Source organism: Mesorhizobium sp. M4A.F.Ca.ET.090.04.2.1, assembly GCF_003999085.1.
Classification (GTDB): Bacteria; Pseudomonadota; Alphaproteobacteria; order Rhizobiales; family Rhizobiaceae; genus Mesorhizobium.
The window spans coordinates 1-12208 of sequence record NZ_RZOT01000121.1 but is presented as its reverse complement, the minus strand read 5'-3'; the positions used below and the strand labels follow the sequence as shown (position 1 = coordinate 12208).

Sequence of the window (12208 nt, the reverse complement as noted above, 5' to 3'; positions counted from 1 at the left end):
CTCCTGGAGTTGGTCGGCATGGACCCTTGGACTTCCCTCGATATCAGCGCCGCAGCCCTGAAACGGGCGCAAAAGCTTCGCGAGGAAAATGACCGTGTCCGAGAGCAGGCGGCGGCGGAACTGGCCAGGGCTCGCGAACTGATTGCCGATATTGCCGACCTTCTGGACGCTCGCGGCCTGGGGCATCGGTGAACCGCGTGGGAAGTCACCGAGGCAGACACCCACAGCCCGGCTCGCTTTATCGAGGTGACACAGGATTTAGCGGCCGGGCCGTGTCCCAGAAGCTGGGCTCCAAGGGGCACGCTAAGAATGCAGTCTTTTGTTAGCACGCACAACAGGGCCAAAGGTCCATTAGCATCCGCTTGACGAAGCAGCCGACCGGCCCCAGACTCCATGCATGGTGAATCCAGCGCAAATCACGGTGAACGGGTCGATGGCAACCAAATACCTCGATCATCGGTTGGAATGCCCCTACTGCCTCACCATCCGGCTGAGAATTCCCGATGACGCTCGTCCCGAGACGCCGATTTCTTGCGACGATTGTGGAGAGTATCTTGGCACTTGGGATGAGCTCCAAACCGACTTTGAGAAGCAAGGCGGTCATAACGGTGTGTTTCGTCTCGAAAAGGGCCGCATCCAGCGGATCCGCTAGTGCCGGCGGCAACCCTCTAATGCCGCCGTTTCAGGAACCTAGCCTCGCGAAGCAGCGAATTCCAATCGGTTCCAACCAGCTCGATCAGCTGCTTGGCCTCTTCCTCCCCGATGCCAGTCTCCCTCGTAAGTCGCTCTGCCAGCAGCTTTAGCTGGCCTTTGCGCTCCTCCCCATTTTCGATTGCCGGGCACATAGCGATCCTCCAATGAAGAGGAACCGCTGAAGTTGGCTTTTGTTTCGAGCCAAGGTTTTGGAACAGTCCCCGCTCGCTTAATCTAGGCGGGGCACCGCGCACTCTTCCGTCGGAGACGTTAGGTCGACATCTCTTCGATGACCGCATCGAGCGAGGCGATATCTTCCAGCGCGGCTATTTCGAGCGGATCAGCGCTCTGTGCTGGCGTGCGTATCTCAGGAACGCCATCAGGCCCTATTGGCGCGTGGCTCATCACAAGGGTGTCGCGATACTGCTTGAGCAAGTCGAGCGCTCTGTCGATGGTTCTCTGGTCCATCGTGGGAATTTAGCATATACGCCGAAACTGGCGAGCGTAATTTGGCGAGAACCGAATACCCCCGGCTGAAAGAGCCCGCCTGCCATGGGTGCCAGACGGGCCCTTTATCGGGCCGGCGGAACAGCATTTCCAGTGTGGGCCTGGCTGGTTCACCCACCCGACGCGACGCGCGATGGATGCAGACGCGCGCCGTCTAATTGATCAACTTTCCCCTGAGCCTGATGTTCCATTAGCAACTGCTTGACGAAGCCCGTGGCCGCCCCAGGGAGGAGATTACTCCCGCTATCGCCGGTCGCCGACCCTTAAGGGCGCCTGTTTCAAAATGCGAAAATTGCGGGCGGGACGTTCGCGAAAGCATACGCTAATATTATAGGACGAATCGTCAACTTGGGAGGCGCGTCATGGATTCGCCAAGGAAGCTGGAGAACTTGCGCTTTGTTGCATCCCTACTGGGCGTAATCCGCCATCGGATGCATGAGGATGGTGAAGATCTGCTGACGTACCTAATAGACATTGCGTATCTGGAGGCTAGTGATCGGCTGAAACAGAAAAGCCCGCCGGCCGAAGCCAGCGGGCAATGAACGACCGCAGAGCCCGCCACCGGTCTTCGATCCATTGGATATTGCGCTCGGCTCTGGTGTCCATCGGTTAAGCCCAGCTCGAGGCGACAAGCGCTTCGAAGCCTGCCGACGACGAGCATCCAACCGTATAGGCGGACGTGGCTGATAGGCCCGACGCATGGCCTGCGGCTGCGCGCATATTGGTCCCGCCGCTACCGTGCAGGCGATCATCGTCTGCGGTCACGCCGGACAAGGTGAAGGCACCGGTAGACGGTTCAACGCCGCCAAATGCACCGATGATGACGCCGGATGCCGAGACGTCGAGGGTCGTTACCGACGGATCGTTGCCTGTCGTCGTAAGCGTCTCCGTTGGCGTGGCCGATGCCAGGCCGGTGATCGAGTAGACGTTGATCAGTCCGGCCGGCAGCAGGCTGCTCCATGTTACGACGATATCAACGGTGGTGCCGGTGGCGACCACGCCCGACATAATGCCAACCTGAACGCCTTCATTGACACCATCGTTGATGCCAGTCTGACCGTGAATCGTCCCACCCGAGCCATTGAACGTGACGGCTGAAAATGTTCGTTGCGCAGCCGCGGCGCGTACGATGTGGCCCGTCACGACGACAAGCCTGCCGGCAGCGGCGACGCCAATTGAAACATCGTTCTGGGTTATCGAATTGACCGAGCCCGCCGTCGTGAATGTACCCCGGTGAGTGACGACAGGTCCGGAGGGTGGCGCCGTGACACGACGCACGCCGAAGCCATTTAGATGAGTAAGCATGAACATTCGAAATTCCTTTTTTGAAATCAGCGCATATTCAGGCCGCCATGTCCGCCACATCCCCAGTCGGCGCCAGCGTTGCATCAATGGCAAAGGCGCCATCGGTGAATGCGCGCTTGAAAATGATCTTGCCGGCGCGCTCAAAGATGGCGATCGAGTACGGTTCGCAGATTGACTTGGCGATATCCCGCACGCCGTTGGTGACGTCGATCACGGCGCCGTCAATAACGTCGTCAACATTGATGACTTCGATCTCGTCCGACGAAAAGCCACCAGCCTCCATGAGGGCGACGAGAAAGTCTTCTAGTTGGCGCTGCGTGCCGTCATCGGACGTAATGCGCATGCGCTGAGGAACGCCGGCATTGTTGACGGTAAGAACTAGATCCTGCTCGCCATCATAGAAGGAGATGTTTGGCGACGCGACCGCACCAGAAACAGAGCGAGTTGCGCCATTGCTGAGGTTTGTAAAATACGAAACGCCACCAACCGTGTAGTAAAATTCATTTACAAGGCGGTGTTGATCCGGGTCTCCGATGGGTCGCGAACCGACCGCTCCGACCTGATATGGAACGCTCGCGCTGAACTCGACGGCGCCAGTAGTGCCGTTGACGCGCTTCACCGTGGCGGCGTCGGTCCAGACGACAAGGTCGCCATCATCGTAAACGGCATAGCGAAGGTCGTCCGTGAACGTCGCCACGACGGTCGAACTCTTGAACGTACCAAGCGACGTAAGCGTGACCTTGACCAGATCGGCGTCGGCGCAAAACCAGAAGTCGAGTTCGCTGCCGCGAACCTCGCCAGGGGTCACGCACTGGATGCTGGAGTAACCGCCAAAGCTGGCGATCGACTGATAAGAGCGCTCAATCGTGGACGCGGTCACGTAGAACGCGAATATCTGCTCGTTGTCGGCAAAGCCGACCAGAACCGCGCCGGTGTTGGTTTCGGATAGGCAGGTGCCCAAGGCTATACCAGAGGTCGCCGCCGAACCGGATTCAGCCAGAATTGACCCCGATAGCGGATCGAGCAAAACACCGTGCGCATCACCAACACCGGTAAACGCCGCGAGATATACCTCTCGATCTAGGCTCCTGACGTAGCGGAAACCAACGAAATAATTTGCGATGATTGGATTGGAGACACTGAAATATTCGGCCGTAGCACCGATGGAGAAGCGACGGAGCGCGCGGGGACTCTGGGTGAAGCCATAAAGAATGCCGTTGTCCCAATCGGGATCCATTCGGCTAACAAAGCCCGACGCCAGCGTCGTGAAAGTGTCGTAATCGTGCGTCGTGGAGCCATCTTGAATCCACTCAGCCTCGAAGACAGGCGGCGCGCCGTAGCCAACGATGTCGAAGTCCACTACGACAACATCGAGATACCCGCGGTGCGCAGAAACGAAGTCCGCGCCTTCCTCCCTGACCATCGCCGGGTCGCGCGGCTGATCGCCGCGACCGTCATAGGCGGTGAACTTCAGGCCCTTCTGGCGATAGCCAACGCTGCCGTCATAGACCAACTTGCCGTTGGCATAGAGCTTGCGCATGGTCCACGTTGAATCCGGCACCAGCGGACGCGCAAAGCGCAGCCTGGCCGTCAGCTTCGACGTGGTGGTCGTAACCGTGTCCCAAAACTCGATGTGGGTCGAAGTAACGGTCAGAATAGGCGCGCACCAGATATAGGCGGCCGGAAGCCTGCACTTGCCGTACACAACCGGGATGGTCTGGCCGTAGGCAGACGTAGGTAGTGTGGTCTGGATTTCGGGGACTTCTGGAACGGTCGGTGCGGTTGGTGTTTCCCAGCCGCCCCAACTACCGCGGCCAGGGCGACGTGGCAATCCTCCCATTTTATTGTCCTGCTCCGATGAGGGCATAGTGGGGCGTTCGCGCCAAGGCGCGTTGGGTGATGGTCATTGGGAATATCCTTGGAAGGTTTAGGCGGCCAAGCGCGCATGGGCTGCGCGGAAGCGAGCTTGGTGGTCGCTATTCTGTGGAAAGCGGGTACATCGAACGCAATCCCGCCGCCCGGCACATGAATCAGCTATCAGTAGTGGTGGTTGCCGGCGGCAACCTGTGAGTTGAGCGGTCACCCGACCGTACTCTCGCGAAGGGCGGCCAAGCACTTAAGCTTGGCTGGAGTGGCGGGCTTACCCCCGTTTCAACAAGCAGGAAGGCGTCAACAATGAGAATGTTGAGGTCAAGAGTCGTTAGTGTGCGGGCCTATTTCCGCTTCCGGCTTGGACGTCTTGAGCATGTGTGTGCTCACTTTCGTTCCTTGCCGCGCCAATTGGCGTTCGACTTTCAAGTTCGGCCTCGTAACCTGAACCGGCCGCCGGCAATCACCAAATGCTGAAAATAGGGGTAAAGCCAACATGTCAGCCAAAGACGTAGCCGATTGGATGGTTGCGGAGAGCAAGAAAGCCTATTGGCTCTACCAAGAGACAGTCGTTTACAATATACAGAGACTGTTCGGTGCGGAATATGTTTATCTAAACCAAAATGGAAACCTTGCGATATCCAAAGCTGTTCTGAAAGAATTTAGAAAACTCACCGAAGATACGCTTGTGTGGGAGCGCGGGGAACGCGCCTGGCGACCGAGGAAGCCGCACGAAACAAAGCGCCAGGTTGACGACTAATGCCACGCGATAACTTCCCACGTGATGTAATCGACCGCCTTGCTAGGCGAGCCGGCATGAAGTGCTCTAATCCAGATTGCCGGTTGCCCACAGCCGGCCCGGACGCTGGTGAGGGCACGACAAACACTGGCGTCGCTGCACATATCGCGGCGGCTTCGCCAGGAGGTGCCAGGTTCGACGAGGCAATGACACCTGAGCAGCGATCCGCTATCGCCAATGGGATCTGGCTTTGCCAAACCCACGCGAAGCTTATTGACGATGACGAACTGACCTACTCGCCAGCAGTCCTACAGGAATGGAAGTCGATCGCTGAGGCTGCGGCGAAGGTTGAAGCCGCAGGGTTCGTCGTTGGTCGCCGAAGGTCGTTTTCCGATCTAGAAAAGAAGGTGCCGAAGCTCATTGCCGAAATGCGTCAAGACGTTAAGAAGCATCCGTTGGTGCGCGAGATCGTCATACTTTCTAAGAAACGGATGTACAACAATGTGGGAAAGGACAAAGTGGTCTTCATGTACTTCCTGCAGGATCACGATGATTTGGGAGGTGCTATTGACGTTTTGTCGAACTATGGCGCGATATTCGACGTAACGGTCGGCCAGATTCCTCGCTATAAACTCAACGAGGATTTTGTCGAATATCTCGCTGGTCCAACTTAGACGGCTTCAAGGCTATGTGCGACCTCGCGTCCACGGCCAGAATATTCTGTAGCTATCCAGAACGAAACATCCTGGCCACCACGGATGGAGCCGACAGGCCCGGCCACCTTCAGGCGCGTGCCGTCTGCAAAAACTATTTCCGGCTCTGATGCGGCGATAAATTTCCCTCGTTCGCGTGGTCTCATTTAGTCATCTTCCCCTTGGGGCCGCATCGATGCAGCACTTCATAAATATACGGCTCGCGCTGGTCTGCCGGGTGATTGTAGAACGGCGATCGAGGATTGCTCCACTCAGCTTCGATGTCTTCGCGGTAGTCCACCCAAAGCTGTAGCAATGTGGCATCTTGAATCTGGCCCGGTCGCGGCGAAGGTTCGAAACCATAGTCCTCAAGGTCATCGAAGAAATCGTAGCCGGAGCTCAGCCACAAATCGACGCTCATCAGCGGCACCTCGACACGCCGAGCGCGCCGTTTCTTCAGCCGGCGCACCATCAGCGATACTCACGGGTGCGAGGTGGCCTACTGTCCGCTGGCTCATCGACGTCTAACGCGAGCTCGCGGATCAGCCTGGCGAAGGCGATCCGGGCATTCTGAAGGATCCCGCATTCCGGTCTTTCTTTCGGCTGGCCGAATCGATCTGTGAATGTCTGGCCGTCCATGTCAAGCACCTCGCGCGCCGTCTGCGCTTGATCGTATGCCTCAGCTGCGAGCGTCAACAGTCTGACGTGGTGGGCATCGAGGGCGTAATCTTCGCAAACGCTTTTGAACCACTTCTTGGTCGCTTGCCGCAGATGCGGCGGCGGTTTTGGCGCGGTTACGCCATCTTTCATCGAGTTATTTCCTTGATTTCGAGCCGCAAAGCCTTGGATGGCAAGGCGATGGCCAAATATTTTTTCAACCGGTCCTCTGCCAATGCGTACGCTTGGGACCACGCCGGTCCTAGGGGCGAAGGCCCCTAGAGATCGAGAGGGGCCTACCCAACCCCCCATTATAGCATAGGGTGGGTGGCCGTCAAGTGAAATCGACGCAATATTCTTGCGTTTTGCAATATCGGTCGATTTATTTGATCGGATCGACTTTGGCACCTGAAGTATCCTCAAGCATCGCGTCAGTCACAGCGGCCAGCCGCTACCAGATCAACTTCCCAACGCATCCCAGTTTACTTTCTTCCCGAACGTCGTAGCGGCCAACGGCGTCGGATCGGTGCCGCCTGTATTCTTCCAGGTCTTCAGATAGAAGCTACCAGCCGGGGGAGATCCAGCCTGATCGCCGATCGACGCGGTGACCATGAACGGATCGTCGGTTGGGTCACTATCAAGCGTGGCGACTACGCTGGTAAGAAGGGGGAGGCCGGTAGCGATCGTATCTACAGCGGCGACGGTCGTAGCCTGGCCGCGTGCCGTGCGAACTGCAGTAGCGAGCGCTGGCGTCTTATCGACGTCGGCCACCGTCAACTTGCCGCCGGCAAGGATGTCGAGCACAGCGCCGATGTTCCACAGGCTGCCGCCGCGGGTTGGGTAGTTTGTGTTGGCTGCATAGTTTGGATCGTGGGCCATCGTGGCCTCCTTAGTATTGGCGCCGAGGCGCCCCATTGGTCGAGTGTGTTGGGTGGGAAGCCGATGGCCTACTGCCAATCGCGGCTATGATGCGCGACGCCTGCTGGCGCCGGGACCGGAGCCTAAGTCGGTGTCGGCCCGGTCTTTTCGCTCAGAAGCGGCGTCCGCAGGAATTCCTTAGTCGGGGAGAACATTAGGGAGTCGTACTCCTTTGCCTTTTTGTCCTCGAAAATCGACTTGATAGAGGCCAACTCCTCCGCCAAGACGAGCGCGTGCCGCGCAATCTCTTCGGACGTCATGTTGAGGTGTGCCGCGGCAAGATCAGCAACAGCTTTCCGGTAGTCGTGGTTCATAGCGGTGTCTCGATATCTGGTGACTGGAGGGTTTTAAGGCAGCGTAGCTGTGCTGCTAGTCAAGCAGCTTGCGAAGGCCGTCTACAATGCGCCTCCCGCGAGTTCGCAGATTGGCAACGTGTTGATCAAGGATGAAACTGTTGCTCCGGCACGCTGACCAAAGAGATTCGTCACTATCTCCGAGGTCGCATATTCTGGCGTAAGTGTCGGCAACCGCCCCGTACTGTACCAGCGAGCATTCAAGCAGTTCAGCCTTTGAAACGATGTCTACCTGTTCGCCGTGAATTTCCCGCGTTTCGAAATCTTGAAATTTAATGCCAACCGAAACGCACGCGCGTTGATCGGTGCCAACGGTGTTGGCGATCAATTCCGCATTAGGGTTGCCGTTGAGAGGCATCCGGAATGCCAAGCCCTTCAGGGCATTAGCAAACTCAAGGCCGGTGTTGGTCGACCCCACTTCCAGCCCATCCGCGTGGTCCAATAGCAGTCGCTTCGCGCTGCTATTGTGGATGGTGCTGATGAACGCGCCGCTCTTTATATAAACCACGCGCCCACCATGGGCGAAAGCCTGGTCATACAGGCAGGCCCAGCCCTGCACGACTGGCCGTTTCATCGCCTTGCCGCTTGCGTCGAGAATCTGTGGCTTTTTAGGCTTGGGCGGCGGTTCCGATCGCTCAGATCTGCGACCGGTGTAGGGACTGCGAGCCGCCATATCAATCGCCCGCTGCACGGCACGAGGCCGAACAAAACTTATTGCATCCATTTTAGTGCTTAAGCTCCGCAGGGATGGCGCTTGCGGCCAGCAGCCCGTCCGAAACCAACTCCCGCAGCGCTATGGCAACTACGGAATTCGGCCCAACTTCGCGTCCCAGGAAGTGGGGGACATGATTCCCGATGTCTCCGGAACTGAAGCCTTCGCCCTGCAGTCGACCAGTAAGTCTGGCAATTTCCGCTTGCGCGGTGTACGCCGCGATCAGCGCCGCAGCCAACTGTCCGATCAGGGCTTCATAAATTGGCCTGACTTGGTCGCGAGCCACCGCCGAAGCGCGACGATATTCTTCATTCATCTCAGCCCTGATCGTTCCCAAGGCGATGTCTAGGTCGCGGATGCCGCTCCTAATCTGAATCCGCCGCTCCTCCTTTGACACTGCGAACGTCGGCGGCTCCCTGCCAAGCAACTTGGCGACACGTGCTATAGCGTCCTTTTCCGGCACGGTTGGTGCATCGTACTTCGCCTCAGCTATGGCGATCGACTCTTGGAAAAGAGCCGCGCGCTCTTCACCGATGGGGTGAAGTCTCGCCGCGAGCTCGGCGGTTTTGGGGCTAATCACCGCCAGGGATGGGAATGCGTCATCGGTCGGCTGTTTGGTGGCCTTAAACATTTTGGAAGTCTCGTTGTTGTGGTCGTTTAGGTGGAACCCGACCCGCCGGAATGAGGGGACGCGGGCGGGTCGGGGAGCGCGGCTGTTCGCTGCGCTACTTTCGGCCCTGCACAACTGATGCAATGAGCGCCGGTTTGATGGTGGTGAAAAAAGACCCCGCACGAATGCGGGGCCAGTCCTTCACAACCACACCCCCTAATAGGTTTTGGGAGGCGCAATTTGGCACCGCCACCCAGTGTTTGAACCCAGAACATTACCCCCAACATGCTCGAAAGCGTCGGGAGTGAATCCTGATAATCATCTGATTTATCAAGGCTTTTTCTGCCCTTGGGGAGATGAACACACCCTCCAAATTTTTTTTCAAGAAACCGCTTGTGAAAACAACCATTGGGCGCGGCATAATTGGAAATCGGCACGAAACGATTCTCGATTTGATTTTTTTCAAATGGAGAACCGCGTGCGCAGACTTCCTCCCAAACAAAAATGGTGGCACCTCTCGCGCGAAGAGGTGTTCAAAATCGCGCAAATGTTGCTGACAATCCTAAGCTTGCTTTTGCATTGGTGAGCCGATTGTCATTCGCTATTGCAACCTTTGCCCATCGGGCCGCATCCATGAGGGCTTTCCGGCCTCGCCTGTCGGCGTACCCGCCGCGAGCGCCGAGGGCATCGCCCACGCCGGCTACAGTCGCCCGAGCGAGAATGGCCTCGATAACGGTTTCAACGTCCGCCGGCGGAACAGCAAACTCCGGCTCCTCGACGCGCCGAACATCGCCGCGGTGCGTGTATGGCCGCGGTTGCCCTAATCCGCTCTGCGCGCCAAGAAAACACGCGCCATAGGCAATTGCTGGCGGCCCAAAGCCAAAGCGGCAGTCATCGTGAAGCGGGAAGTCGTAGGCCTGCCGCTTGATGGTTATGCCGCGGGTTTCCCCGTCCCACCGCCCGGTACGCGCCTGCATCTGCTCAGGATCGCCCAGCCGCGGCCTAACGGCCGGAAGCGACAGATACTCATCCAGGTTCTTCCTCGGTGGGTTCTTGCCGCGCACTTTGCCGTCCTTCCGTCGATCGATGCTCAATCCCTCTGCTACGTTGTCGTTTGCCGCCTGCGGCAAGCGTCTACGGGCCACCAGCCACAGACAGGCCGCCCCGCGCTCGTCGTGCTTGGCGAGCCAGTTCAGCGCTGGACGGCCGCCCCTGTGGCGAACGGATGCCTCGCGCGGTTCGTTGTCGTTGTCAGCGGCAAGGATCCGGTCTGCTTCGCGTAGAAGGGCTGCACGATTCCGCGAGATGGTCATGCTGATTCCTTCAGGTATTGCGAGAACATCCCGTCATCGTCCGCTTGGAAACGGGCGCCGATAAATTCGTGCATGTCTAGGCTCGGGTCACCGACGCCGGGGCGGTCGGCTTTAACCTGTTCCCGGAACTCATCGAACTCGTGATAGTCGAGCACGCGCGTCTGTAGAAGGCCGTCACGGTCGCGGTACTTAAAGTAGAATATGTCAATGAGGCCCTCGGCGTCATACTTGGGCTTGACCCATGTCACTACGCACGACGGCCACCTGTAAGTCTTGCGGGTGTCGTTGATGACTTCACGGCTCATCAGCCAACGCTTCTCCTTCAACCATCGCTCCAGTGACATTCGTTTGCCTGAAGCGGTTCGCTTCCACGACTCCGCCACCAGGATCATGCGCCCAAGTTCGGCCACGTTCGGCTTGATCTCGTTGAAGGCTTGCCTGGCTTTACCGCGGTTATCGTCAGGCTTGCCGTATGCTGAGAAAAGGCGCTCAAACCCATCACCCGGTGCGGCGGCCAACGGCCCGCCCGCAACCGGTGAGGAACTATCTATAACTACAGGTACACGGGTCTTGGTGACCGTGTCCTGTAGTAGTGTCTTCGTCCCGCTAGAGTGGGACGGTTCGGCCTCAACTGTACCAATAGCGCGGGACACTTCTGTACCGCCGCTATGGGACAGTTCAACTGCCCCGCTGCTATGGGACGGTTCTGGAAATTTCCCCTGCGCGGCTAGATCCAGAACATTGAGCACCGGCACAAAACGGGAGGCGCCCTTGCCCTTTCCGCGCCCTTTGTGGGTGCGCACAACCCAACCCGTTTCCATCAGCGCTATCACGGCCCGCTGAACGACAGAGTGAGAAAGCACGTTGGCACCTTCCGGGGCGCGCTGCTTCATGACTTTTGACACGTGCCTCATTGATAGAAGAGCGTCGCCGTGGCCTTCATGATACCAGCCCACCAAAAAGCGGTAGACGATGCGGGCATTTTCATAGAGGCGCTCGTCAAGATCGATTAACTGGGCCATCCGAAACTGAGCAACCGGGCTGGGGAAGACGTCGACATTGTGAGTCCAGTATGCTCGCGACTCACCGATTTTGTCAGGTTGCGCTGGGGACATGGGCGACTGCCTCTTTTGCAAGTTCATCTGCAACATCTGGTGGGAAGGTCACTGCGGCGCCGCCAAAATGCTGAGGCCCGTAAACGCGCCAACCGCTAGCGGCGCGCGTCAGTTTCAAATCGAATAGGCGCACGCCGTTTTCCAGCTCGGCATCGAACCGCGCTCGTACATTGCCGCTTTGCGGCGTTGGTCGGATCGCTAAAATTCTCATGCAGCTTCTTCTTCACGATGGTTGTCGTTCGCCGGCGGCTGGATGCCGGTCAGGCGATAAAACTCAGCCCAGCTAATGCGCCGTCCGCGGTGTGCGCCATCGAAGCGTGCGGGATCGCTGCCCGAACGCCGTCGCGTCGGAACTTGGTCAGTTTCCAATGTGGTGAATTCCGGTTGGTATGTTGGGTTTGCGCGCTGTCTGGGTGGGCGCGGTAAGTTAGGCGGCGCGGTCTGCGATGCGCTCCGGATGAAGCGACCTGATCCATGCCAATACGTCAGACTGACGCCACCTGACGCAGGACGGGGATAGCGCGAGCGGTTGAGGAAATGAGCTATCGGCCAGTTTGCGATAGATCGTTGAACTGCCCAACGACGTCATTTTCATAACGTCTTTCAGCTTCATAAGTTGTTCTGGAAAATGCGGGGATTGCGTGGACAAAGAACCTCCTGCGCGAAGCCATTGGAATTCGCATTCTTTTGGAGGTGGATGGTCGGGGCTTTAACCACCTGGGAAT

17 protein-coding genes are annotated in these 12208 nt (G+C 57.9%); 5 read left to right on the top strand and 12 right to left on the bottom strand.

The genetic code is table 11. The annotated features are described in order from the left end of the window. Together EN781_RS34265 and EN781_RS11290 are read left to right on the top strand one after the other, a co-directional pair. Positions 1-192 (top strand): hypothetical protein (locus EN781_RS34265; protein WP_189347477.1); only part of this gene is annotated, 192 nt, incomplete at its 5' end. A gap of 241 nt (positions 193-433) precedes the next feature. Beyond that, the gene (locus tag EN781_RS11290) at positions 434-652 is read left to right on the top strand and encodes a hypothetical protein (protein ID WP_127286537.1); all 219 of its coding nucleotides are present in this window, start codon (positions 434-436) and stop codon (positions 650-652) included. Positions 653-963: 311 nt separating this feature from the next. Here the strand turns inward: EN781_RS11290 and EN781_RS11285 are convergent, their stop codons facing one another. Continuing rightward, complete coding sequence (locus EN781_RS11285) at positions 964-1161, bottom strand: hypothetical protein (RefSeq protein WP_127399993.1); 198 nt, start codon at positions 1159-1161, stop codon at positions 964-966. Between the two features lie 401 nt (positions 1162-1562). Here EN781_RS11285 and EN781_RS34765 point away from each other — a divergent pair, with 401 nt between their 5' ends. After that, positions 1563-1742, top strand: coding sequence for a hypothetical protein (locus EN781_RS34765; RefSeq protein ID WP_127399992.1), 180 nt, complete (start codon positions 1563-1565; stop codon positions 1740-1742). Positions 1743-1809: 67 nt separating this feature from the next. Here the strand turns inward: EN781_RS34765 and EN781_RS11275 are convergent, their stop codons facing one another. Continuing rightward, positions 1810-2511, bottom strand: a complete 702-nt coding sequence (locus tag EN781_RS11275) for a hypothetical protein (RefSeq protein WP_127399991.1) — start codon at positions 2509-2511, stop codon at positions 1810-1812. Positions 2512-2542: 31 nt separating this feature from the next. Then, the gene (locus EN781_RS11270; protein WP_127399990.1) at positions 2543-4345 is read right to left on the bottom strand and encodes a hypothetical protein; all 1803 of its coding nucleotides are present in this window, start codon (positions 4343-4345) and stop codon (positions 2543-2545) included. A gap of 525 nt (positions 4346-4870) precedes the next feature. On the opposite strand from EN781_RS11270, the gene EN781_RS11265 reads away from it, so the two are divergent. Both EN781_RS11265 and EN781_RS11260 read left to right on the top strand, forming a co-directional pair. Beyond that, on the top strand, positions 4871-5134 hold the full coding sequence (locus EN781_RS11265; RefSeq protein WP_127399989.1) for a hypothetical protein: 264 nt from the start codon (positions 4871-4873) through the stop codon (positions 5132-5134). Between the two features lie 56 nt (positions 5135-5190). After that, entirely contained in the window at positions 5191-5787 is a 597-nt protein-coding gene (locus EN781_RS11260; protein ID WP_210213471.1) for a hypothetical protein, read from the top strand. 181 nt (positions 5788-5968) lie between these two features. On the opposite strand, the gene EN781_RS11255 is transcribed toward EN781_RS11260, so the two are convergent. The 9 genes from EN781_RS11255 to EN781_RS11215 all read right to left on the bottom strand — a co-directional run bounded on the left by EN781_RS11255 (position 5969) and on the right by EN781_RS11215 (position 11694). After that, positions 5969-6277, bottom strand: coding sequence for a hypothetical protein (locus EN781_RS11255; protein ID WP_127399987.1), 309 nt, complete (start codon positions 6275-6277; stop codon positions 5969-5971). After that, positions 6277-6615: a P27 family phage terminase small subunit gene (locus EN781_RS11250; protein ID WP_127399986.1), complete on the bottom strand. Its 339-nt coding sequence runs from the start codon at positions 6613-6615 to the stop codon at positions 6277-6279. Before EN781_RS11250 ends, EN781_RS11255 begins: the two co-directional genes overlap by 1 nt. A gap of 306 nt (positions 6616-6921) precedes the next feature. Next, on the bottom strand, positions 6922-7341 hold the full coding sequence (locus EN781_RS11245; protein WP_127399985.1) for a hypothetical protein: 420 nt from the start codon (positions 7339-7341) through the stop codon (positions 6922-6924). Between the two features lie 122 nt (positions 7342-7463). Beyond that, complete coding sequence (locus tag EN781_RS11240) at positions 7464-7694, bottom strand: hypothetical protein (protein ID WP_127399984.1); 231 nt, start codon at positions 7692-7694, stop codon at positions 7464-7466. Between the two features lie 55 nt (positions 7695-7749). Next, on the bottom strand, positions 7750-8307 hold the full coding sequence (locus EN781_RS11235) for an HK97 family phage prohead protease (protein WP_210213470.1): 558 nt from the start codon (positions 8305-8307) through the stop codon (positions 7750-7752). A 151-nt stretch (positions 8308-8458) separates the two neighbouring features. Beyond that, a complete protein-coding gene (locus EN781_RS11230) occupies positions 8459-9076 on the bottom strand; it encodes a hypothetical protein (protein ID WP_127399982.1) in 618 nt (205 codons plus the stop codon). Between the two features lie 512 nt (positions 9077-9588). After that, complete coding sequence (locus tag EN781_RS11225; protein WP_127399981.1) at positions 9589-10368, bottom strand: hypothetical protein; 780 nt, start codon at positions 10366-10368, stop codon at positions 9589-9591. Continuing rightward, positions 10365-11390, bottom strand: a complete 1026-nt coding sequence (locus tag EN781_RS11220; protein ID WP_127399980.1) for a hypothetical protein — start codon at positions 11388-11390, stop codon at positions 10365-10367. Before EN781_RS11220 ends, EN781_RS11225 begins: the two co-directional genes overlap by 4 nt. A 73-nt stretch (positions 11391-11463) precedes the next feature. Beyond that, positions 11464-11694, bottom strand: coding sequence for a hypothetical protein (locus EN781_RS11215; RefSeq protein ID WP_127399979.1), 231 nt, complete (start codon positions 11692-11694; stop codon positions 11464-11466). Positions 11695-12208: the final 514 nt, after the last annotated feature.

What these genes read in the sequence shown, in the direction of transcription:
- EN781_RS11265 (WP_127399989.1), top strand. Translation starts at nt 4,871, where the DNA reads ATGTCAGCCAAAGACGTAGCCGATTGGATGGTTGCGGAGAGCAAGAAA.
- EN781_RS11250 (WP_127399986.1), bottom strand. Translation starts at nt 6,615, where the DNA reads ATGAAAGATGGCGTAACCGCGCCAAAACCGCCGCCGCATCTGCGGCAA.
- EN781_RS11215 (WP_127399979.1), bottom strand. Translation starts at nt 11,694, where the DNA reads ATGAGAATTTTAGCGATCCGACCAACGCCGCAAAGCGGCAATGTACGA.
- EN781_RS11275 (WP_127399991.1), bottom strand. Translation starts at nt 2,511, where the DNA reads ATGTTCATGCTTACTCATCTAAATGGCTTCGGCGTGCGTCGTGTCACG.
- EN781_RS11290 (WP_127286537.1), top strand. Translation starts at nt 434, where the DNA reads ATGGCAACCAAATACCTCGATCATCGGTTGGAATGCCCCTACTGCCTC.
- EN781_RS11260 (WP_210213471.1), top strand. Translation starts at nt 5,191, where the DNA reads ATGAAGTGCTCTAATCCAGATTGCCGGTTGCCCACAGCCGGCCCGGAC.
- EN781_RS11285 (WP_127399993.1), bottom strand. Translation starts at nt 1,161, where the DNA reads ATGGACCAGAGAACCATCGACAGAGCGCTCGACTTGCTCAAGCAGTAT.
- EN781_RS11230 (WP_127399982.1), bottom strand. Translation starts at nt 9,076, where the DNA reads ATGTTTAAGGCCACCAAACAGCCGACCGATGACGCATTCCCATCCCTG.
- EN781_RS34765 (WP_127399992.1), top strand. Translation starts at nt 1,563, where the DNA reads ATGGATTCGCCAAGGAAGCTGGAGAACTTGCGCTTTGTTGCATCCCTA.
- EN781_RS11245 (WP_127399985.1), bottom strand. Translation starts at nt 7,341, where the DNA reads ATGGCCCACGATCCAAACTATGCAGCCAACACAAACTACCCAACCCGC.
- EN781_RS11235 (WP_210213470.1), bottom strand. Translation starts at nt 8,307, where the DNA reads ATGAAACGGCCAGTCGTGCAGGGCTGGGCCTGCCTGTATGACCAGGCT.
- EN781_RS11240 (WP_127399984.1), bottom strand. Translation starts at nt 7,694, where the DNA reads ATGAACCACGACTACCGGAAAGCTGTTGCTGATCTTGCCGCGGCACAC.
- EN781_RS11270 (WP_127399990.1), bottom strand. Translation starts at nt 4,345, where the DNA reads ATGGGAGGATTGCCACGTCGCCCTGGCCGCGGTAGTTGGGGCGGCTGG.
- EN781_RS11225 (WP_127399981.1), bottom strand. Translation starts at nt 10,368, where the DNA reads ATGACCATCTCGCGGAATCGTGCAGCCCTTCTACGCGAAGCAGACCGG.
- EN781_RS11255 (WP_127399987.1), bottom strand. Translation starts at nt 6,277, where the DNA reads ATGGTGCGCCGGCTGAAGAAACGGCGCGCTCGGCGTGTCGAGGTGCCG.
- EN781_RS11220 (WP_127399980.1), bottom strand. Translation starts at nt 11,390, where the DNA reads ATGGCCCAGTTAATCGATCTTGACGAGCGCCTCTATGAAAATGCCCGC.